Below are 20,175 nucleotides of genomic sequence, written 5' to 3'. Positions count from 1 at the left end.
GAACGGGGCGCCACCGGCCTTCTCGTACGGCTGCGGGGACACGCACGCACACGGACACGCACACGGACACGCACACGGACACGCACCCGAACCACCGGGCGGAGGACGAGGACGGCCATGGCCCCCACCCCCAGGAACCAGCGGCTGCTCGACGCCGCCCGCCGCGGCGACACCGACGGCGTCCGCACCGCACTCGCCGACGGCGCCGCCGTCGAGACCCGCGACGAGGAGCTGCGCTCCCCGCTGCTGCTCGCCGCCCTCGGCGACCATGTGGACGCCGCCCGTGTCCTGGTCGACGCGGGCGCGGACCCGGACGCGCAGGACAGCCGGCACGACAGCCCGTGGCTGGTCACCGGTGTGACCGGCAGCGTCGCGATGCTGCGGGTGCTGCTGCCCGCCGGACCCGACCTGACGCTGCGGAACCGCTTCGGCGGGATCGCGCTGATCCCCGCCTGCGAGCGCGGGCACGTCGAGTACGTGCGGGCGCTCCTCGCGGAGACCGCGATCGACGTCGACCACGTCAACGACCTGGGCTGGACGGCCCTGCTCGAGGCCGTGATCCTCGGCGACGGGGGCCTCGCCCACGCGGAGACCGTCGAGCTGCTGCTCGCCCACGGCGCGACGCCCGACCTGCCGGACGGCGACGGCGTCACCCCCCTCGCGCACGCGGAGCGCCGCGGCTTCACCACCCTCGCCGCCCTGCTGCGGGACGCCGCCTGACCCCGCCGGCCGCCGGCACGCGCCCGCCGCGCCCGCGTGCCTAAGATCGGCGGGTGGAACCCCGTACCGCCCCCCGCCCGCGCCGGATCACCGCGCGGGCGGCGCCCGTCGCCGCGGCACTGCTGCTCGTGGCCGGCTGCAGCGGGGTCGGGGTGGAGGGAACGCCCGGTGCGGCCGGGCTGCGCGATCCGTACTTCCCGAAGCTCGGCAACGGCGGGTACGACGTACGGCACTACGCCCTGAACATCGCCTACGACCCGCGGACACGGCGCATCGAGGCCACCGCCGACATCACCGCCGCCGCGACGCAGAACCTCAGCGCCTTCAACCTCGACCTGGCCGGCCTCACGGTCCGCAGCGCCGCCGTCGACGGCGCAACGGCGTCCTACCGGCGGGCGGGCAAGGAGCTGACGGTCCGGCCGCGCGAGGAGCTCGGCAAGGGCACGGTCTTCCGGACGCGGCTCGTCTACGCGGGGGTCCCGGAGACGATCACCGACCCGGACGGTTCCGAGGAGGGCTGGCTGCCCACCGCCGACGGCGCGCTCGCGGTCGGCGAACCCACCGGCTCCATGGCCTGGTTCCCCGGCAACCACCACCCGTCCGACAAGGCCACGTACACCGTCACGCTCAGCGTCCCCGCCGGGCTGAAGGCCGTCTCCAACGGCCGCCTGGTCTCCGAGCGCACCGCGAACGGCCGGACCACCGCCGTCTGGAACGCGCCCGAGCCGATGGCCAGTTACCTCGCCACCGTAGCCATCGGCGCGTACCGGACGACGACCGGCACCGTCCGCGCCGGGAAGCCCGCCGACGCTCCCGCCGTGCCCGTGCTCAGCGTGATCGACCCGGCCGCCGCCGACGCCGAGGCGGACGGGCTGCTCGCCCGGATCCCCGAACTCCTGGACTGGGAGGCCGAGAACTTCGGCCCGTACCCGTTCTCCGCCGCCGGCGCGATCGTCGACCGGCCCGGCGACCTCGGCTACGCCCTGGAGACCCAGACCCGCCCGGTGTTCCCGCGCACCGCGTTCGACGCCCCGACCCTCGTCCACGAGCTCGCCCACCAGTGGTACGGCAACTCCGTCACGCCCGAGACCTGGCGGGACATGTGGCTCAACGAGGGCTTCGCCACGTACGCGGAGTGGCTGTACGCGGAGGACTTCGAGGACGTCCCGGCGCAGGACAGCTTCACCGAGGCCTTCGACGACGACGCCAACTGGGCCTTCCCGCCCGCCGATCCGCCGGAGGCGGAGAACATCTCGGACGCGCCGGTGTACGGGCGGGGCGCGATGGTGCTGCACAAGGTGCGGCAGGCGGTCGGCGACGACGCGTTCTTCGAGATCCTGCGCGGCTGGCCGGCGAAGTACCGCTACGCCAACGCCTCCACCGACGACTTCACGGCGTACGTGGAGGACGTGGCGGGCGAGGACGCGCAGGACGACCTGGACGAGGTGTGGGACGTGTGGCTGTACGGGGACGGGAAGCCGGACGGCCCCTGAGACGGAAGGGCCCCGGTGCCGACGCACCGGGGCCCCGCCGTCACGCGTGGCGGTGTCAGATGCTTACGCCGAAGTCGCGGGCGATGCCCTCGAGGCCGGAGGCGTAGCCCTGGCCGACGGCGCGGAACTTCCACTCCTGGCCGTTGCGGTAGAGCTCGCCGAAGACCATGGCGGTCTCGACGGCCGCGTCCTCGCTCAGGTCGTAGCGGGCGATCTCGGCGCCGCCGGCCTGGTTGATGATGCGGATGTACGCGTTGCGCACCTGGCCGAAGTTCTGCGAGCGGGAGACCGCGTCGTAGATGGAGACCGGGAAGACGATCTTGTCGACGTTCGGCGGCAGCTGGGCCAGGTTGACGTTGATCTGCTCGTCGTCGCCGCCGCCCTCGCCGGTGCGGTTGTCACCGGTGTGCACGATGGTCTGGTCCGGCGTGGCCTTGTTGTTGAAGAACACGAAGTGCGCGTCGGAGGCGACCCGGCCCGCGGCGTCGACGCCGATGGCGGACGCGTCGAGGTCGAAGTCGGTGCCGGTGGTCGTGCGGACGTCCCAGCCGAGGCCCACGGTGACGGCGGTCAGACCGGGCGCCTCCTTGGTGAGGGAGACGTTGCCGCCCTTGGACAGGCTTACAGCCATGGGATGTCCCTTTCTTCGTGATGTCGTCACACGGGATAACGCGAACGGCCCCGCGCCGGTTCCCTGGACATCGTTCCAGGAAAACAGGGTGACGTACGCGGGCGGCTGCGGGGAACATGGAGGGCATGTCCGGTCCTCACGTCATCCGCGGTTCGGTCCTCCTGCCGGAGGCCGAGCTGGTCTGGCGTTTCTCGAGGTCGTCCGGGCCGGGCGGACAGCACGTCAACACCAGTGACTCGCAGGTCGAACTGCGTTTCGACCTCGCGGCGACGACGGCGCTGCCGCCGGTGTGGAAGGAGCGGGCGCTGGAGCGGCTCGCGTCCCGGCTGGTCGGCGGGGTGCTGACCGTACGGGCCTCCGAGCACCGCTCGCAGTGGCGCAACCGCGAGACGGCGGCCGTGCGGCTGGCCGCGCTGCTCGCCGAGGCCACCGCGCCGCCGCCGAAGCCGCGGCGGGCCACGAAGATCCCGCGCGGCATCAACGAGCGCCGGCTGCGGGAGAAGAAGCAGCGCGCGGAGACCAAGCGCGGCCGCCAGGGCCGGGACTGGTAGACCGCGAGGCGCCGGGCCCGGGGCGGGCAGCTCCGCCAGGGTCTGGACGGGCGGTTCCGCCCGGCCTCAGCCCAGGTGGCGGTAGCGGCCGCGGAAGTACGTCAGCGGGCCGCCGTCCGACGTCGGCAGCGCCGCCGTCAGCACCCGGCCGATGACCAGCGTGTGGTCGCCCGCGACCACCCGGTTCTCCGTCCGGCACTCGAGCGTCGCCAGTGCCCCGCCCATCAGTGGCGCGCCACTGACCTCCCCGCGGGTCCACGGCACGCCCGCGAACAGCAGCCGGTCGCTGACCCGGCCCTTCATGGCGAACCGGCCCGCGACGTGCCGCTGGCTCTCCGACAGCAGCGACACCGCCCAGTTCGGCACCTCCGCGAGCAGGTCGTCCATCCGGGAGCCGTTGCGCAGGCTCACCAGGACCAGCGGCGGGTCGAGCGAGACCGACATGAAGGCGGTGGCCGTCATGCCGACGTCCTCGCCGCGCGGGCCGTCGTCCGGGTCGTGCGCGGTCACCAGGACCACGCCGGAGGCCAGCCGGGACATGGCCGCCCGGAACTCGTCGTCGCTCACCCCCTCAGCATGGGGGATGCCGGGGGCGGGAGCGGCGGTACGCGGGGCGGTGGTCGTCTGCAACACACCCGCACGCTAGCTCCGCCCCGCAGGCCGGGGCATCGGGCCAGGGGACCAGCCGGGTCCTAGGACTCCGGCCCCTGGCATATGACGCGCCGGGGTGCAAACCGGCGCGCCGCTCGCCCACCCGATCCCGCACCCTTTGTTCAATTTGCGTTGCTGAAGACCGCGAGCACTTCCGTACCCACGGTTACATCCTGTGGGGTCATTTGTGACTTGAGTCACAGAGCCCAGGAATTGTTGACCCTGTGTACCGGGTGCACAGCTCGCTGTGATTCAGTGGCGGAGACAATGCAGCACGAGTGCCGATGAGAACCCTGGAGTTGCTGTCGAGGTCTCGGGGAGAGCGAGCGATGGAGACCGAGTCGGAGCCGTACGTCCGTCTTGCGACCCTGCGGCAGCTGCACCAGGTCGTGGCCGACCTCAACACAGCCCGCAGCCTGGCGGACACCCTGCAGACCGTCGCCGAAGGCATCGTCCGCGGCCTCAACTATGAGCTGGCCTGCGTCAATCTCGTCCGCGCCGACGGAGACCTGGTCGTCGCCGCCTTCGCCGGCAGTCCCGCCGCCGAGGCCCTGATCACCGGCCGGGTCGGCTCCCGCGCCTCCTGGGACCGCCGCCTCACCATGGGCGAGGCATGGGGTGACCTGCGGTTCATACCGCACACCGAGGGCTGGGTGCTCATGGAGGACGACGTCCCCCAGTGGCACACCGACGGACCCGCCCCCCGCTTCGAGGACGAGTGGCACCCGCAGGACCGCCTCTACGCCCCCATGTACTCCCCCAGGCTCGGCTCCGCTCGCCCGGGGGGACCCCCACCCGGCAGCGGCCGCGAGCTCCTCGGCGTCATCTCGGTCGACCGGCCGCGCAACGGACGCCACCCGGGCCCCTGGGGCCGGGAAGCCCTGCAGATGTACGCCTCCCAGTCGGCGATTGCGATCAGCAACGCCCGGCTGCGAGCAAACATGCAGCGGGCCCTGGTCCGGCTCGAACGCGAGCAGCAGGCGCTGCGGGCCAGCGAGGAGTCGTTCCGGCAGGCCTTCGAGTACGCGCCCTCCGGCATGGCGATCGCCGAACTCGGCGGCGACCAGCACGGCCGGCTGCTCCGCACCAACGACGCGCTGTGCCGGCTGCTCGGCCGGCCCGCCTCCGTCATGCGCCGCTACTCCTTCGCCGACCTCGTCCACCCCGAGGACGTCGGCACCCTGCTGCGCACCTCCGCCGAGGGCGGCCGCGCCGAGCTGCGGCTCGCCCGCCGCGACGGCACGTACGTCTGGGTCTCGCTGCGGAACTCCGTCGTCGCCGACACCGCCGACGGGCCGCGCTTCCTGCTCACCCACGTCGAGGACATCGAGGAACGCAAGCGGCACGAGCTCCAGCTCGCCCACCGCGCCTCCCACGACGCGCTCACCGGCCTGCCCAACAGCGCCGAACTGCGCGCCCGGCTCAGCGCCCGCCTCTGCGAGCGCCCCGGCGGGGTGCGCGCCACGTACGAGCCGCCGGCGTACGACGGCCAGAGCGGTTACGACGGGCAGGGCGGCGGCGGATACGACGAGTCCGGCTACGACGCGTACGGCGGCGGTGGCGGTGGCCGGCCCGAGCACGGTTTCCGCTCCGACGGCTACGACTTCGACCCGCCCGGCGGCGGCCCCTACGACCACCACGTGCACACCGTCGCGCCCGCCGGGGGAGACGTCGACGACGGCACCAAGGGGCTCGCGGTCCTCTTCTGCGACCTCGACGGCTTCAAGTCCATCAACGACCGCTTCGGGCACCACACCGGCGACGCCGTCCTCATCGAGGTCGCCCGCCGGCTCACCACCGGGGTGCGCGACGGGGACACCGTCGCGCGGCTCGGCGGCGACGAGTTCGTGGTGCTCGCCGACGGGCTCGGCGCGGCCGACGCCGCCGACCTCGCGGTACGGCTGCGGAACGCGATCATCCCGCCCATCCGGGTGGACGGCCGGGCCGTACGGGTGGGCGCGAGTTTCGGCATCGGCTGGGCCGAGTGCGGCATGACCGTCGAGGAAGTGCTGAACTCCGCCGACCAGCGGATGTACATCGAGAAACGGTCCCGCGCGAAGGTGCACCGCCGGGCCGGATAGTAAGCCGAACGCCCCGTGAACGAGGTTCGTACTAGTCAAGGACCGCACCGGAGGGTGGCCCGTTCGGGGTAGGCTCGGCCGGTCGGCGACGGCTGGCGAGCATGGGATAGGAGTGACGGGGATGGCTGCCGGTACCAGCGGCGCGAACACGCCCGAGGACGACGATCCGTTCGGCTACCTGTACGAGGACGGCCAGGCGTCGGGCGCCCAGCCGCCCCGCTCGGGCGGCTACGGCTACCCCGGGCCGGCCGCGCAGCCAGGCGTCCCGAGGACGTCGTACAACCAGGTCAGAACCGTCGGCGAGCGTCAGTACGGCGGCCACGGGCCGGCCTCGCAGCAGCAGCCGTACGGCCAGCCGAACGCGCAGTACGCCGCGCCCGAGACGTACCCCGGCGGCGCACCCACCCGCCAGTCCCCGATCCCGCCGCAGCGCGGCGGCGGGCACGGCGGCGGGGGCGGCCGCGGGCCGAACACCAACGGCCTGCTGATCGGCGCGATCGCGGTCGTCGCGGTCGTGGTGATCGGTATCACCGTGGCGATTGTCACCAACGGCGACGAGAACGAGGACCCGACGGCCGGCGGCGGGACGCCGTCCACCGCGCCGACCGCCGTCCAGGAGTCCCCGACCGGCGAACCCAAGGACGACGAGACCCCCCAGCAGCTCCCCCAGCAGGACGCCGCCACGCTCAAGCTCGGCGGCTCCGCGGCCCTCGCCAAGGACATCAAGGGCGCGGAGGGCGCGGACGGTGCGTACGTGACCGGGTTCAACGCGCTCGGCTCGTCGGTGACCTGGCAGGCCGAGGTGGAGAAGGCCGGGCGGTACTACCTGTCGGTGCGGTACGCGATCCCCGCGAAGGACGCCAACGCGACGCTGTCGGTCAACGACAAGGCGAACAGCAACCCGATCGGCCTGAAGAACTTCATCCACTCCTCGGACCCGAACTGGGAGAAGAACTGGCAGACCACCTGGGCGCCGGTCGATCTCAAGGACGGCATGAACACGATCAAGATCTCGTGCGAGCAGGGCAACCAGTGCGACGCGATCTTCGACTGGCTGAAGATCACGGAGAAGAAGCCCTGAGCCTCACATGAGGCGCAGGAAGCCCGCGACCGTCTCGGCCATGGCGTCGCGGGCCCCGGTCAGGTACTTGCGGGGGTCGACGCCCTCGGGGTTCTCGGTCAGGTGGGTGCGGACGGCCGCGGTGTAGGCCGTGTTGAGGGCCGTGCCTACGTTGATCTTCGTCATGCCGGCGGTGACGGCCGCGCGGATCTCCTCGTCCGGGACGCCGGAGGAGCCGTGCAGGACCAGGGGGACCGGGACGGCGGTGTGCAGGGCGGCGATCAGGGTGTGGTCGAGGGTCGCGGTGCGTTCGGTCATCGCGTGGGAGGAGCCCACGGCGACGGCGAGGGCGTCGACGCCGGTGTCGGCGACGTAGGCGGCGGCCTCGGACGGGTCCGTACGGACGCCGGGGGCGTGGGCGTCGAGCGGCGGTTCGCCCTCCTTGCCGCCGACCCGGCCGAGTTCGGCCTCCACCCAGATGCCGCGTTCGTGGCCCCAGCGGACCGCGTCGGCGGTCGCCTTGACGTTGTCGCCGTAACTCAGCCGTGAGGCGTCGAACATGACGCTGCCGAAGCCCTCCGCGTGCGCCTGCCGCAGCAGTTCGACGGACTCGACGTGGTCGAGGTGCAGCGCGAGCGGCGCGGACGAGGCGCGGGCCACGGCGGTCGCGGCGGCGGCGAGCGGGGCGAGCCGGTTGCCGTGGAACTTCACGGCGTTCTCGGAGACTTGGAGGATCGCGGGCCGGCCGGCGCGTTCCGCCCCGGCGGCGACCGCCTCCACGTGCTCGAGCGTGATCACGTTGAACGCGGCGAGTCCCTGGCGGACGGCGGCCGCGGTCATCAGTTCGGCGGTGCGGACGAGGGGCATGCGGGTGGCTCCCTTGACGACGCTTCGGTTCCTACGCTGCTGGGGCCTGGGCCTGGACGGCTACCTCGGGGAGCAGTTGCTCGTACCGCTCCTTCTCGAACTCGCCGGCCACCGGCGACAGCACCGACGCCGTCGACAACGCGACCGCCCGCGACAGGCGGTCGGGCCAGGGGAGTCGGTCGACGAGGGCGGAGAGGAGACCGGCGACGGCCGAGTCGCCCGCGCCCGTCGGGTTGCCCTTGACCGTGGTGGGCGGGGCCGCCTGCCACAGGCCCGCCGCGGTGACCGCGAGCAGGCCCGCGGGGCCGAGGGACGCGACGACCGCGTGCGCCCCGCGCCGCCGTGCGTCGCGCGCGGCACGCTCCGGCTCGCGGGCGCCGGTCAGTTGGGCCAGCTCGTCCGCGTTGGGCTTGACGATGTCGGGGCGGGCCGCGATGCCCCGCCGCAGGGGTTCCCCACTGGTGTCGAGCAGCACGGGGACCCCGACGCCGCGCGCCGTGCGGATGAGTTCCGCGTACGCGCCCACGTGGATGCCCGGCGGCAGGCTGCCGCACAGGGCCACCGCGTCGGCGGCGGGCAGGAGTTCGTTGTACTGCGCGACGAACGCCGCCCACTCCTGCGGGGTGACCTGCGGGCCCGGCTCGTTCAGCTGCGTCGTGTCGCCCGTCGCGTCGTCGACGACGGCGAGGGTGCGCCGCGTGTTGCCGCCGATCGGGACCAGCGCGTCGCGCACCGGGCAGCGGGCCAGCAGGTTGCGCAGCACCGCGCCGTTGGGGCCGCCGGCGAAGCCGGTGACGACGGTGTCGTGGCCGAGTGCCCCGAGCACCCTGGCGACGTTGACGCCCTTGCCGCCCGGGCGCTCCAGGACCTGGGTGACGCGGTGCGAGGCGTGCGGGGTCAGGGCGGGCACGCGGTACGTCAGATCGAGCGCGGTGTTGAGCGTGACCGTGAGAATCACCCGCCGCACCCCCCTGGTAAGCGCTTGTCGTCCTGCCCGAGTCCTGTTTCGCGTCCTGATCATGCCAAACAGACGGCGGTCAGCCCAGACCCCTGACGAAGTCAGCCCAGTTGGGGGTCCACCACCCACGCGCCGTGCCGCATCACGCCCCTGAGCTCGAAGTCCTCGTCCAGGACCACCAGGTCGGCGTCCTTGCCGGGCTCCAGCGAGCCGACCCGGTCGTACAGGCCGAGCAGCCGGGCCGGGTTGGCGGAGATCGCCTGCACGGCGGACTCGACGGGCAGCCCGTCGACGGTCACCGCCCGCTTGAACGCCCGGTCGAGGGTCAGCGTGGAGCCCGCGATGGAGCCGCCCTCGACGAGCCGGGCGACGCTGTCCTTCACCTCGACCTCCAGCGTGCCGAGCATGTAGCGGCCGTCGCCGAAGCCGGCCGCGTCCATGGCGTCGGTGATGAACGCGACGCGTTCCGGGCCCGCGTGGTGGAACGCCAGCTCCAGGGCGGCGGGGTGGAGGTGGGTGCCGTCGTTGATGAGCTCGACGGTGATCCGCTCGTCCTCCAGGAGCGCCGCGATCGGGCCGGGGGTGCGGTGGCCGAGGGCGGGCATGGCGTTGTACAGGTGCGTGGCGACGGTCGCGCCGGCGTCGATGGCCTCGACGGTCTGCTCGTACGTGGCGTCGGTGTGGCCGATCGCCGCGACGACGCCGTGCTCGGCGAGCAGCCGTACGGAGTCGAGGCCGCCGGGCAGTTCGGTGGCGAGGGTGACCATCCGGGCCTGGCCGCGGGCCGCGTCGAGGAGCTTGCGGACCTCGGCGGGGTCGGGGTCGCGCAGCAGGCTCTCGTCGTGGGCGCCCTTGCGGCAGGGGGAGATGAACGGGCCCTCGAAGTGGATGCCGGCGACGTCGCCCTGCTCGGCGAGCTCGGAGAGCAGTCCGGCGCGCCGGGAGAGGAAGTCCATGTCGCCGGTGACGAACGAGGCGACGGTGGTCGTGGTGCCGTGCAGGCGGTGGGTGTGGACGCCCTTGAGGACCTCGTCGACGGTGCCGGAGGTGAAGGACGCGCCGCCGCCGCCGTGGTTGTGCATGTCGACGAAGCCGGGCACGAGCCAGTGACCGGAGAGGTCGAGGGCGGGGGTGTCGGCGGGCGCCGAGCCCGCGATGCGGCCGCCTTCGACGATCACGCGTCCGTTCTCGACGATACCGGTGGGCAGCACGACGCGTGCGCCGGCGAGAACCTTGCGATCGGCCATCAGGCGGAGACCTCCGGGTCGTGGGGGGTTGCGTGGGGGTTTTCAGTTGAATTGTCGGCGGCGAGGAGGTCCCAGGCGAGGAGGCCCGCGCCGAGGCAGCCGGCGGTGTCGCCCAGGGCCGCCGGGACGACGGCGGGCAGCTTCTGGAAGGTGACCCGCTCCTCGACGGCGGTCCGCAGTGGTGCGAAGAGGGTCTCGCCGGCCTCGGCGAGCCCGCCGCCGATGATGAGGGTGCGGGGGTCGAGCAGGGTGAGCGCGGTGACCAGGCCGTCGGCGAGGGCGTCGACGGCGGTCTGCCAGACGCGTACGGCGGCGGGGTCGCCGGACTCGACGGCCTTGGCGCAGTCGGCTGCGTCGGCGTCCGGGTCGCCGGAGGCCGTGGCCCAGGCGGCCGAGACGGCGGAGGCGGAGGCGTACCGCTCCAGGCAGCCGCGCTGGCCGCAGCCGCAGGGCTCGCCGCCGGGGCGGACGACGATGTGGCCGATCTCGCCGGCGTAGCCGTGCGCGCCGGCCTCGATGCGGTCGCCGATGCCGATGGCGCCGGCGATGCCGGTGCCGAGCGGCACGAAGAGGAACCGGTCGGCGCCGTTGCCGGCGCCGATGCGGCCCTCGGCGAGGCCGCCGGTGCGCACGTCGTGGCCGAGGGCGACGGGCAGCCCGCCGAGGCGCTCGCTGAGCAGGGCGCGCAGCGGGACGTCGCGCCAGCCGAGGTTGGCGGCGTACACGGCGATGCCGCGGTCGGCGTCGACGATGCCGGGGACGGCGACGCCGGCCGCGGAGGCGGCGGTGCCGTAGCGCTGCAGGCCGTAGTCGCGCAGCTCGGCGGCGAAGCCGAGGATGGACTCGACCACGGCCTCGGCCCCGCGCTTGCGCCCGGTGGCGCGCCGGGCCTCGTACAGCAGCGTGCCGTCCGCCCCGACGAGGGCGGCCTTCATCCCGGTGCCGCCCACATCGAGGGCGATGACGTGTCTCACGGTCCCAGTCTGACCCGGAGGACCCCAACAGGTCTAGTCCACTGCCCGATATTGTTGCGCTGCCATACAAATCCTGGCGAGCGCACCGGACTCCTGTTCAGCCCAGGATCACGCTGCGCGTCAGGTTGCGCGGGCGGTCCGGGTCGTGGCCCTGGGCCTCGGCCAGGGCCACCGCGAGGCGCTGGGCGCGGATCAGGTCGGCCATCGGGTCCAGCGGGGAGCCCAGCAGCGTGCCGCCCGCCCGGGCCACGTCGCCGGCCAGGCCCTCCGGGACCTCGCCGAACGCCCAGGTCACGCGGCCGGGGGCGGCGATGGCGATGGGGCCGTGGCGGTACTCCATCGACGGGTACGCCTCCGTCCACGCCCCGGCCGCCTCCCGCATCTTCAGCGCAGCCTCCAGCGCGAGGCCGTACGTCCAGCCGCGGCCCAGGAACGTCCACTGCTCGGCCTCGAGCGCCGCCTCCGGCAGTGGCTCCGTGACGGCCAGCTCCGCGTCCACCGCCGCCTCGGCGACCGGCTTCAGGCCCGGTACGTCCCCGAGCCCGGCCCGCAGGAAGGCCAGCGCCGTCGTGGCGAACCGCGTCTGGACCACCGACTCCTCGTCCGCCCAGTCGAGCACCGCGAGCGTGTCCGCCGCGTCCATGACCGGCGTCTCCGGGTCCGCGGTGAGCGCGAGCGTCGGCACCCGGCCCTTCAGCGCGGCCAGCAGCTCCAGCACCTCCGTCGTCGTCCCCGACCGGGTGATCGCGACCACCCGGTCGTACGCGCGGCCCGTCGGGAACTCCGAGGAGGCGAACGCGTCCGTCTCGCCCTGCCCCGCCCCCTCCCGCAGCGCGGCGTACGCGAGCGCCATGAACCACGACGTGCCGCAGCCCGTCACGGCGACCCGCTCGCCCGGTTCCGGCAGGCCCTCGAAGGCCGCCGCCGCCTCCGCGGCGCGGCGCCAGCAGGCGGGCTGGGTGGCTGTCTCGGCAGCGGTACGGGACATGTGAGTCGGCTCCTCCGGAAGGGGCGGTCGCGCCTCTGGCGTGCGTACGTTGCGCTAGATACCCAAGTGGTGTAGACCTCATCCCTCCCGATAAGGGAAAATCGCAGCTCAACGACGAGTGAAGGTGGGGACAACGCTGTGCAGCGGCGATTGCTTGGAGTGACCGCGGCCGTCGCCGCCCTGGGGCTGACCGCCACGCTGGCCGGCTGCGGAGCGACCGGCGCGAAGGGCGACGTGACCCTCACGCTCGTCGCCGCCGACTACGACCTCGTCGGCGGCGACTCGACCGAGAAGTACTGGGCCGGCCTCACCGCCGCGTACGAGGCGAAGCACCCCGGCGTCGACATCGATGTCCGGATCGAGTCCTGGGACGACGTCGACCGCGTCGTGGCCGAACTCGCCGACGCCGGCCGGGCCCCCGACATCGCCCAGATCGGCGCGTACGCCGACCACGCCGCCCGCGACCGGCTCTACACCGCCGACGAGCTGCTCTCCGTCCCCGTCCAGGCCAACTTCCTCGGCCCGCTGATCTCCGCCGGCGAGATGAAGCGCGTCCAGTACGGGATGCCGTTCGTCGCCTCCACGCGGCTGCTCTTCTACAACAAGAGGCTCTTCGCCGACGCCGGCATAGCCGAGGCGCCCACCACCTGGGACGAACTCGCCGCCGCCGCGAGGAAACTGAAGCGGGAGAAGGTGCCCTACCCCTTCGCCCTGCCGCTCGGGCCCGAGGAGGCCCAGGCCGAGACCATGATGTGGCTGCTCGCCGGCGGCAACGGCTACACCGACGACGGCGGCCGCTACGTCATCGACTCCGACGCCAACGTCAGCACCTTCCGCTGGCTGAAGGACGAGCTGGTCGACAAGGGCCTCACCGGTCCCGTCGCACCCGGCAAGCTCAACCGCAAGGCCGCCTTCGCCGCCTTCTCGCGCGGCGAGGTCGGCATGCTCAACGGCCACCCCTCCCTGATGAAGGAGGCCGCCAAGCAGGGCGTCGACGTCGGCATGGTCCCGCTGCCCGGCCGCGACCAGGAACCCCGCGCCTCCATGGGCGTCGCCGACTGGATCATGGCCTTCAAGCAGAACGGCCACCGCAAGGAGATCGGCGAGTTCCTCAACTTCGTCTTCGACGACGCGAACGTGCTCAAGTTCGCGGGGGAGAACGGCCTCCTGCCGTCCACCGTCAGCGCCTCCGTCGCCATGGGGTCCGACCCCGAACACGCCGCCCTCGCCCCGTTCCTGAGGGCGCTGCCGAACTCCCGGCTCTACCCGGTCGGCAAGACGTCCTGGGCGCAGGTCAGCGAGCAGGTCAAGAAGAACATCGGCCGGGCCGTCGACCCGGCCGGCTCGCCCGACGCGGTGCTGTCCACGATCGGGCGCGAGGCGACGACCGCGGAGGACGCCGAGTAGGGCCGACGAATAGGTTGGTCGTATGAACGACGAATCGGAGCTCGGCGAGCGGGAGCGCGCGGTGCTCGCCCTGGAGCGCCGCTCCTGGCCGGGACCCGGCGCCAAGGAACGCGCGGTGCGCGAGCAGCTCGGGCTGTCCCCGGTCCGGTACTACCAGCTGCTCAACGCGCTGCTCGACGATCCGCGCGCCCTCGTGCACGACCCGGTGACCGTCAACCGGCTGCGCCGCGTGCGCGCCGAGCGTGAGCGGCGCCGCTGAACCGCGCCGCTGACGCGGACGCGGAGCGTCGGTAGGGTCGGGTACATGGTCAGCAGCCTGCCGCACCCGACCACGTCCGCCGGCCGCGACGGTCTGGCCGCGCTTCTCGCGCGTCCGGCGAAGGCCGTCGTCGCCCTCGACTTCGACGGGACGCTCGCCGAGATCGTCCCCGACCCCGAGCAGGCCCGCGCCCATCCCGGCGTGGTGCCCGCCCTCGTCGCACTCGCCCCGCACGTCGGCTCGGTGGCCGTGGTCACCGGCCGGCCCGCCGGGGTCGCCGTCCGCCACGGTGGCTTCGCCGGGGTGCCCGGCCTGGAGCATCTGGTCGTCCTCGGCCACTACGGCGCCGAGCGCTGGGACGCCGCCTCCGGCACCGTCACCGCCACCGCCGTGCCCCCGGGCGTCGCCGCCGTACGGGCCGAGCTGCCCGGCTTCCTGGACGGCGCCGGCGCCTGGCCCGGCACCTGGATCGAGGAGAAGGGCCGCGCGGTCGCCGTGCACACCCGGCGCGCCGCGGACCCGCAGGGCGCGTTCGAGGCGCTGAAGGGACCGCTGGGCGAACTGGCCGCCCGCCACGGCCTGGTCCTGGAGCCGGGCCGGATGGTCCTGGAGCTGCGCCCGCCCGGGATGGACAAGGGCATGGCGCTGGCGGAGCACGTGCGGGCCACGGGCGCGGAGTCGGTGCTGTACGCGGGCGACGACCTGGGCGACCTGCCCGCCTACGCCGCCGTGGAGAAGCTCCGCTCGAACGGGGTCCCGGGCCTGCTGGTGTGCAGCGGCGCGGAGGTCCCGGAACTGGCGGAACGGGCCGACCTGTCGGTGGCCGGCCCGTCCGCGGTGGTGGACCTCCTCGCGCGGCTCGCGGAGGAGGTCAGTACGCCGTGATCAGTTCGCGGCCGGGTTGGCCACGGTGATCCGCAGGTCGTCGCCGGCGTCGTCGGTGACGGTGACCTTCACGCCGTGGCCCGCGACCTTGACGCTCGCCTGGGCGGCCGCCGGGTCGTAGTAGGCGTTCGGGTCGGTGTCGTCGAAGACGGGGATGCCGGGGACGGAGGGGGCGCAGGCCGCCTTCGTCTCGACGGCCTGACCCTTGCCCTTGCCGACCAGCACCTCCTTGTGGAGGCAGGTCGCGTCCGTGGCCTCCAGGCCGAAGGTCGCGTCGAAGGGCTGGCGGCGGTTGGTCGGCGCGGTGCCGTCGTCGAACCGGAACGGCGTCGGGCGGGCGTCGACGGCCATGGCCGAGCCGCCGCCGGGGTGCGCGCTGACGTTGTTGTCGTCGAAGGACCGGTCGACGTACCAGACCAGCATGCCGTTCTGGAAGCGGAAGTACTCGACCCAGTCCGGGGCGGTGATGCCCTTGCTGAACTGGTACGGGCCCTCCGCCAGCAGCGCGTCGCTGCCGACGTACTCGCGGTTCTCCACCAGGTAGTACCGCGGGTAGGTGGCGGTCTCCGTGCCGGTGGAGATCTTCCAGCGGCCGGTCGCCGTCCAGGCGCCGGCGCCCTGCTCGACGTCGTCGGTGGCGAGCGTCGTGCCGCCGGAGCTCAGCGTGATGTCGTCCAGGAACGCGCCGGCGAAGTGCACGCCGCCGTCGGTCTGGTAGCGGAAGCGGAACAGCGACGGCCGGTCGCCGGCGTCGTACGCGTAGCGCAGGGTCGTCCACTTGCCGGCCGAGGAGCCGTCGACAGCAGCGCCGGCGCGCTGCCAGTTCGCGCCGCCGTCGAGGGAGTACTCGGCGAACAGGTAGTCGTAGTCGGCCTCGATCTCGTGCCAGGCCCTGGCCTGGACGGTGATCCTGGAGGCGGCCGGGACGGAGCGGGTCAGGGACTGGTTGAGGCCGTCCGCGGAGCCGGTCCACCAGGCGTGCGAGCCGGAGGAGGGGGTCGTGTACGTGGTGCTGGTGGTCTTGTCGGGCAGGGCGACGCGGACCGCCTGCTCCTTGCCGTCGGTCTGGAACTGGGCCGGGTTGAGCGTGTACGTGCCCGTCGTTCCGAGCGGCGCGTCGGCGTAGTCCAGCCAGCCGAGGAACAGCTTCTCCTCGGCGCCCATCAGGCCCGGGTGGGTGCCGATGCCCTCGTTCGCGGTCGCGCCGTGGCCGAGCCAGGAGCCGGAGCTCATCAGGGTCCAGAAGGCGGTGGAGTTCTCGCCGCCGCCCGTGTCGTAGTAGTCGGGCAGGCCGAGGTCGTGGCCGAACTCGTGGCAGAAGACGCCGAGTCCGCCGTTCTCGCCCTCGGTGGTGTAGTCGCCGAGCCAGTACTTCGACTGGCCGATGCGGGCGCCGCCGGCCTTGTTCTGGGTGCCGGACACGTCGGGGCCGGTCAGGCCGTAGTCGTCGCCGTTGACGTACCAGCGGTGCGACCAGATGGCGTCCTCGCCCTGGGCGCCGCCGCCGGCGTCCTCGCCCATGCCGGCGTGCACGGCCTGGAAGTGGTCGATGTAGCCGTCGGACTCGTCGAAGTTCCCGTCGTGGTCCCAGTCGTTGCGGTCCCAGACGTCGAACTGGGCGAGGTACGCGTCGATCTCGGCGGGCGTCTTGCCGGCCGCGAGCTGGGCGTCCCACCAGGCGTTGCCGGTGTCCTGGACGAAGGCCCAGGAGCCGCCGTTGTCCTCGATCGCGTTGTCGCCGTAGGAGGAGGCGTTGCCGGGGACCTTGACCCAGTCCTCGACGGTGTTGGTGACCGAGTAGCGGCCGCCGGACAGCTCCTCGTAGTACGTCTTCATGGACTCGCCGGAGCCGTTGAAGAGGTTCTCGTAGTAGGACTTCGAGAAGTCGGCGGTCCAGGCGTTGGAGTTGTCCTTCGTCCGGTCCGGCTCCGGGATCGCGTTGTGCGCGGGTCCGGGGACGGTGCCGTACTTGCCGGACGCCTGGTCGCCGAACTCGGAGAGGATGGTGAGGATCTTCTCGGAGCGGACGGTGGTCGTCTCCACGAACTTGCCGGGGGCGACCTCGACGACGCCGTCGGCGTTCGCCCTGGCCTTGCCCTTGGCGACCTTGTCGATCGCCTGCTCGCGCAGTTCGGTGCGCTGCTTGGTGAGCGGTCCGGGGCGGTTGTCGGCGCGGTGGTGCGGTGCGGGGCCCTTGGCTCCCGGCGCGGACGATTCCCAGGTCTCCTGCGCGGCGGCCGGGGTGAGCCCCGCGGCGAGGAGAGCGGTGAGCGCCGACCCTAGGGTCATGCCCACGACAATCTTTCTCACGAGCGTCCCTTCGCATGCATGTGTGTGCCGCATGGTTCGCGTGGTTCCGTTTGAGGCTTACGGATCGCCTGGGGGAACGATCGCGGCAGAGTCTGACACGGGAAGGACCACGAAGAGGAGAGGGCGGAGCCGAAGATTCTGCGGCATCCCCCGTCCGCCGCGCGGCCCTGCGACCGCGCGGGCGGAAGCTACTCCTCCGGCAGCGCCCGCAGAGCCTCCAGCTGCTTGCGGAACCACTGCTGCGGGGGCAACGCGGTCGCCGCGGCGGCCAGCCGCTTGGTGCGCTCGGCCCGCTCCGCCGACGGCATCGACAGGGCCTGATGCAGGGCCTCGGCCGTGGCGGTCACGTCGTACGGGTTCACCGTCAGCGCGTCCTCGCGCAGCTCCTCGTACGCGCCCGCACCGTCCGACAGGACCAGCGCGCAGCCCGCCTCGGAGACCACCGGTATCTCCTTGGCCACCAGGTTCATGCCGTCCCGCACGGGGTTGACCAGGGCCACGTCGGCCATCCGGTACACCGCGAGCGAGCGCGTGAAGTCGTCCCGCACGGAGACCAGCACCGGCTGCCAGTCCGGCGTGCCGAACTCCGCGTTGATCTCCTCCGCCAGCTCCGTCACCGCCGCGGTGTACGAGCGGTACGCCTCCAGGTCCTGCCGCGAGGGGTACGCTGAGGCCAGGTGGACCACCCGGCCGCGCCACTCGGGGTGGACCATCAGCAGCTCCCGGTAGGCCAGCAGGCCGCGCAGGATGTTCTTGGACAGCTCCGTGCGGTCGACCCGCGCGATCGTCCGCCGGCCGCCGGTCTCCTCGCGCAGCCGGGCCAGCCGCTCGTCCACCGCCGGCCGGTACGCCAGCGCCCGCAGATCCTCGCCGTCGACACCGAGCGGGTACACCCGCACCCGGGCCGTGCGCCCCTCGTCGTCGAGGCGCGAGCCCGACACGAACGCCTGCGCCCACGACCAGGTGTGGAACCCCAGCTCGTCCGCCCCGAGCATGCCCCGCACCAGCTCCTCGCGGACGTCCTGCGGCAGCATCCGCAGGGAGTCCGGCGACGCCCACGGCGTGTGCGTGAAGTGGCCGATCCGCAGGTCGGGGCGGAGCTCCCGCAGCTGCCCCGGCACCAGCGCCAGGTGGTAGTCCTGCACCAGCACGCAGGCGCCGTCCTCCGCCGCCTCGGCCAGCGCCTCGGCGAAGGCGCGGTTGTACGCCCGGTACGACGCCCAGCGGCGGCGGAACTCCGCGTCGAAGACGGGCTCGCGCGGCACGTCGTACAGGTGGTGGTGGAGGAACCACAGCACCGAGTTCGCGATCCCGTTGTACGCGTCGTCGTACACGCCCGGGTCGATGTCCAGCATCCGGACGCCCGGCTCCGCGACGCCCCGCCGCACCGCCTCGCGGTCGCCGTCGCCCAGCGCCGCGCAGACCCACAGGCTGTCCTCCGCCGCGACCGCGCTCAGGCCGGACACCAGCCCGCCGCCGCCCCGCCGGGCGTCGAGCGTGCCGTCGTCCCGGCGGACGTAGCTGACCGGACCGCGGTTGGAGGCGACGAGAACAGTGGCCATGTGGCGAACCTAGCCCGTCCCGGAACCGCTCAAACGTACGCCCGGACAGGGTGGCGACAACCCGTCACCGGTCCCGCCGCGCCCGGGCCGCCGCCCGCGCCACGACGCCCGTCGCGCCCAGGGCGAGCAGCAGCCCGCCGAGCAGCCACAGACGCTCCCCGCCGTGCCCGGAGGATGCCGCGCCGAGCAGCTCCCCCTCCAGCGTCACTTCATGGATCAACTGTGTAAATCGCATGAAAACGGAATCTAGTCACCCGGCCGCGCCCGGCCCGGCTACGCCACGCGCCTGCGCGCGTACTCCGCGATCTCCGCCATCGGCGGCCGCTCCTCGGTGTCCACCGGGTACGTCCGCGGCACGAACCCCGCCCCACCGTCCGCGGCCCGCTCGAACTGCGTCAGCTCCGGCCGTACGAGGTGCCCGCGCGACAGCCGCACCTGCGCCGTCCGGTAGATCGCCGCCGCCATCCGGCCCAGCGCCTGACCGCCCTGGTGACGGTGCTTGCGCACCCCCACGTCCACCTGCGCCAGCGCGTCCAGGCCCACCGTGTGCAGCGCGTCCACCAGGAGCCCCAGCTCCACCCCGTACCCCACCGGGAACGGCAGCCGCTCCAGGAGCGTGCGCCGCGCCGCGTACTCGCCGCCCAGCGGCTGCACGAAGCCGGCCAGCTGTGGCCAGTGCAGGTTCAGCAGCGGCCGCGCCACCAGCTCCGTCACCCGGCCGCCCTGGCCGGGAGCGTCGCCCAGCGGCCGGTCGTACATCGCCTTGACGAACTCCACGTCCGGGTCCGTGAGCAGCGGCCCCACGATCCCCGAGACGAAGTCCGCCGAGAAGTCCCGCAGGTCCGCGTCCACGAAACAGACCACGTCACCGCTGGTCGCGAGCAGCGAGCGCCACAGCACCTCGCCCTTGCCCGGCAGCGCCGGGATCCGCGGCAGGACCGCGTCCCGCGCCACCACCCGCGCCCCGGCCGCCGCGGCGACCTCCGCCGTCCGGTCCGTGGACCCGGAGTCCACCACCACCAGCTCGTCGACCAGCGGCACCGCCTCCGACATCAGCTCGCGGCGGATGACCGACACGATGTCGCCGACCGTGGCCTCCTCGTCGAGCGCCGGCAGCACCACGCTCACCGTCGTCCCACGCTTGGCCGCCAGGATCTGCTCCATCGGACGGTCGGCCACCGACCAGGAGCGCCTGCCCAGCCAGCGCTCCACTTCATCCAGCACGTCGGTTACTCCCCAGTTGCTGCGGTCTGTGATCCATCTCGCGGTTCGGACGACTATCTCAACCGCCCGTGCCTTCGGTTACAGTCTTGAACAACGCAGCGGCCCGGTGCATGTCGGGGTCCCGACCGCGTTCCACAATCGAATACCGCTCATCCAGAGGGGCAGAGGGATACGGCCCGTTGAAGCCCCGGCAACCCTCCAGTCGGTTCTCCTGCGCGATCGCGCCGCGAGGCTCCCGGCTAGGGAAGGTGCCAAATCCGTCTCATGGCGAGATGCGCCATGAGGAAGATGAGGAGAAAGGGCCTCG

At 73.0% G+C, this 20,175-nt stretch carries 19 protein-coding genes and 1 riboswitch; of the genes, 8 read left to right on the top strand and 11 right to left on the bottom strand.

Features of this window, described 5'->3' with window-relative positions; genetic code table 11:
• Positions 1 to 117 precede the first annotated feature (117 nt).
• A complete protein-coding gene (locus ABZO31_RS15035; RefSeq protein ID WP_406861723.1) occupies positions 118 to 720 on the top strand; it encodes an ankyrin repeat domain-containing protein in 603 nt (200 codons plus the stop codon).
• A gap of 53 nt (positions 721 to 773) precedes the next feature.
• Positions 774 to 2,213, top strand: a complete 1,440-nt coding sequence (locus ABZO31_RS15030; protein ID WP_406861722.1) for a M1 family metallopeptidase — start codon at positions 774 to 776, stop codon at positions 2,211 to 2,213.
• Positions 2,214 to 2,268: 55 nt separating this feature from the next.
• On the opposite strand, the gene ABZO31_RS15025 is transcribed toward ABZO31_RS15030, so the two are convergent.
• The gene (locus ABZO31_RS15025) at positions 2,269 to 2,844 is read right to left on the bottom strand and encodes a TerD family protein (RefSeq protein ID WP_406861721.1); all 576 of its coding nucleotides are present in this window, start codon (positions 2,842 to 2,844) and stop codon (positions 2,269 to 2,271) included.
• A gap of 125 nt (positions 2,845 to 2,969) precedes the next feature.
• On the opposite strand from ABZO31_RS15025, the gene arfB reads away from it, so the two are divergent.
• Positions 2,970 to 3,395, top strand: a complete 426-nt coding sequence (gene arfB, locus ABZO31_RS15020) for an alternative ribosome rescue aminoacyl-tRNA hydrolase ArfB (protein WP_406861720.1) — start codon at positions 2,970 to 2,972, stop codon at positions 3,393 to 3,395.
• Positions 3,396 to 3,461: 66 nt separating this feature from the next.
• Here the strand turns inward: arfB and ABZO31_RS15015 are convergent, their stop codons facing one another.
• A complete protein-coding gene (locus ABZO31_RS15015) occupies positions 3,462 to 4,028 on the bottom strand; it encodes a flavin reductase family protein (protein WP_406861719.1) in 567 nt (188 codons plus the stop codon).
• Between the two features lie 347 nt (positions 4,029 to 4,375).
• Between ABZO31_RS15015 and cdgB the strand changes: the two genes are divergently transcribed.
• On the top strand, positions 4,376 to 6,127 hold the full coding sequence (gene cdgB / locus ABZO31_RS15010) for a diguanylate cyclase CdgB (RefSeq protein WP_406861718.1): 1,752 nt from the start codon (positions 4,376 to 4,378) through the stop codon (positions 6,125 to 6,127).
• A 121-nt stretch (positions 6,128 to 6,248) separates the two neighbouring features.
• Positions 6,249 to 7,208 carry a CBM35 domain-containing protein gene (locus ABZO31_RS15005; RefSeq protein WP_406861717.1) on the top strand — a complete coding sequence of 320 codons (960 nt, stop codon included), beginning with the start codon at positions 6,249 to 6,251 and terminating at the stop codon, positions 7,206 to 7,208.
• 3 nt (positions 7,209 to 7,211) lie between these two features.
• On the opposite strand, the gene ABZO31_RS15000 is transcribed toward ABZO31_RS15005, so the two are convergent.
• The 5 genes from ABZO31_RS15000 to ABZO31_RS14980 form a co-directional block, all read right to left on the bottom strand.
• Entirely contained in the window at positions 7,212 to 8,054 is an 843-nt protein-coding gene (locus ABZO31_RS15000; RefSeq protein ID WP_406861716.1) for a class II fructose-bisphosphate aldolase, read from the bottom strand.
• A 31-nt stretch (positions 8,055 to 8,085) separates the two neighbouring features.
• A complete protein-coding gene (locus ABZO31_RS14995; RefSeq protein ID WP_406861715.1) occupies positions 8,086 to 9,012 on the bottom strand; it encodes a 1-phosphofructokinase family hexose kinase in 927 nt (308 codons plus the stop codon).
• A 101-nt stretch (positions 9,013 to 9,113) separates the two neighbouring features.
• Positions 9,114 to 10,259 (bottom strand): N-acetylglucosamine-6-phosphate deacetylase, encoded by a 1,146-nt coding sequence (nagA, locus tag ABZO31_RS14990; RefSeq protein ID WP_406861714.1) that lies wholly within the window; start codon positions 10,257 to 10,259, stop codon positions 9,114 to 9,116.
• Positions 10,259 to 11,233 carry an ROK family protein gene (locus ABZO31_RS14985; RefSeq protein ID WP_406861713.1) on the bottom strand — a complete coding sequence of 325 codons (975 nt, stop codon included), beginning with the start codon at positions 11,231 to 11,233 and terminating at the stop codon, positions 10,259 to 10,261. The genes nagA and ABZO31_RS14985 overlap by 1 nt, the downstream gene beginning before the upstream one ends.
• 97 nt (positions 11,234 to 11,330) lie before the next feature.
• A complete protein-coding gene (locus tag ABZO31_RS14980) occupies positions 11,331 to 12,221 on the bottom strand; it encodes an SIS domain-containing protein (protein ID WP_406861712.1) in 891 nt (296 codons plus the stop codon).
• Between the two features lie 138 nt (positions 12,222 to 12,359).
• Between ABZO31_RS14980 and ABZO31_RS14975 the strand changes: the two genes are divergently transcribed.
• From ABZO31_RS14975 to otsB, 3 genes are read left to right on the top strand one after another with little or no spacing between them, the layout of a single operon-like run.
• Positions 12,360 to 13,628, top strand: a complete 1,269-nt coding sequence (locus ABZO31_RS14975; RefSeq protein WP_406861711.1) for an ABC transporter substrate-binding protein — start codon at positions 12,360 to 12,362, stop codon at positions 13,626 to 13,628.
• Between the two features lie 22 nt (positions 13,629 to 13,650).
• Positions 13,651 to 13,887, top strand: coding sequence for a DUF3263 domain-containing protein (locus ABZO31_RS14970; protein WP_406861710.1), 237 nt, complete (start codon positions 13,651 to 13,653; stop codon positions 13,885 to 13,887).
• A gap of 45 nt (positions 13,888 to 13,932) precedes the next feature.
• On the top strand, positions 13,933 to 14,772 hold the full coding sequence (gene otsB / locus ABZO31_RS14965; protein ID WP_406861709.1) for a trehalose-phosphatase: 840 nt from the start codon (positions 13,933 to 13,935) through the stop codon (positions 14,770 to 14,772).
• Here the strand turns inward: otsB and ABZO31_RS14960 are convergent, their stop codons facing one another.
• The 4 genes from ABZO31_RS14960 to ABZO31_RS14945 all read right to left on the bottom strand — a co-directional run bounded on the left by ABZO31_RS14960 (position 14,773) and on the right by ABZO31_RS14945 (position 19,868).
• Positions 14,773 to 17,061: an immune inhibitor A domain-containing protein gene (locus ABZO31_RS14960; RefSeq protein ID WP_406861708.1), complete on the bottom strand. Its 2,289-nt coding sequence runs from the start codon at positions 17,059 to 17,061 to the stop codon at positions 14,773 to 14,775. It abuts the gene before it with no gap.
• 209 nt (positions 17,062 to 17,270) lie between these two features.
• Positions 17,271 to 18,644 carry an alpha,alpha-trehalose-phosphate synthase (UDP-forming) gene (locus ABZO31_RS14955; RefSeq protein WP_406861707.1) on the bottom strand — a complete coding sequence of 458 codons (1,374 nt, stop codon included), beginning with the start codon at positions 18,642 to 18,644 and terminating at the stop codon, positions 17,271 to 17,273.
• Between the two features lie 64 nt (positions 18,645 to 18,708).
• On the bottom strand, positions 18,709 to 18,864 hold the full coding sequence (locus tag ABZO31_RS14950) for a hypothetical protein (protein ID WP_406861706.1): 156 nt from the start codon (positions 18,862 to 18,864) through the stop codon (positions 18,709 to 18,711).
• 53 nt (positions 18,865 to 18,917) lie between these two features.
• On the bottom strand, positions 18,918 to 19,868 hold the full coding sequence (locus ABZO31_RS14945; protein WP_406861705.1) for a glucosyl-3-phosphoglycerate synthase: 951 nt from the start codon (positions 19,866 to 19,868) through the stop codon (positions 18,918 to 18,920).
• Between the two features lie 146 nt (positions 19,869 to 20,014).
• Positions 20,015 to 20,163, top strand: a riboswitch (SAM riboswitch).
• The last annotated feature ends 12 nt before the right edge of the window (positions 20,164 to 20,175 follow it).

This window comes from Streptomyces solicamelliae (assembly GCF_045348655.1).
Classification (GTDB): Bacteria; Actinomycetota; Actinomycetes; order Streptomycetales; family Streptomycetaceae; genus Streptomyces; species Streptomyces solicamelliae.
This window is presented reverse-complemented; position numbering and strand designations above follow the sequence as displayed.

Bases quoted from the DNA above. Each gene is read 5' to 3' on its own strand.
- ABZO31_RS15035 (WP_406861723.1), top strand. From the start codon at position 118: ATGGCCCCCACCCCCAGGAACCAGCGGCTGCTCGACGCCGCCCGCCGC.
- ABZO31_RS15025 (WP_406861721.1), bottom strand. From the start codon at position 2,844: ATGGCTGTAAGCCTGTCCAAGGGCGGCAACGTCTCCCTCACCAAGGAG.
- arfB (WP_406861720.1), top strand. From the start codon at position 2,970: ATGTCCGGTCCTCACGTCATCCGCGGTTCGGTCCTCCTGCCGGAGGCC.
- cdgB (WP_406861718.1), top strand. From the start codon at position 4,376: ATGGAGACCGAGTCGGAGCCGTACGTCCGTCTTGCGACCCTGCGGCAG.
- ABZO31_RS15005 (WP_406861717.1), top strand. From the start codon at position 6,249: ATGGCTGCCGGTACCAGCGGCGCGAACACGCCCGAGGACGACGATCCG.
- ABZO31_RS15000 (WP_406861716.1), bottom strand. From the start codon at position 8,054: ATGCCCCTCGTCCGCACCGCCGAACTGATGACCGCGGCCGCCGTCCGC.
- nagA (WP_406861714.1), bottom strand. From the start codon at position 10,259: ATGGCCGATCGCAAGGTTCTCGCCGGCGCACGCGTCGTGCTGCCCACC.
- ABZO31_RS14980 (WP_406861712.1), bottom strand. From the start codon at position 12,221: ATGTCCCGTACCGCTGCCGAGACAGCCACCCAGCCCGCCTGCTGGCGC.
- ABZO31_RS14970 (WP_406861710.1), top strand. From the start codon at position 13,651: ATGAACGACGAATCGGAGCTCGGCGAGCGGGAGCGCGCGGTGCTCGCC.
- otsB (WP_406861709.1), top strand. From the start codon at position 13,933: ATGGTCAGCAGCCTGCCGCACCCGACCACGTCCGCCGGCCGCGACGGT.
- ABZO31_RS14960 (WP_406861708.1), bottom strand. From the start codon at position 17,061: ATGACCCTAGGGTCGGCGCTCACCGCTCTCCTCGCCGCGGGGCTCACC.
- ABZO31_RS14955 (WP_406861707.1), bottom strand. From the start codon at position 18,644: ATGGCCACTGTTCTCGTCGCCTCCAACCGCGGTCCGGTCAGCTACGTC.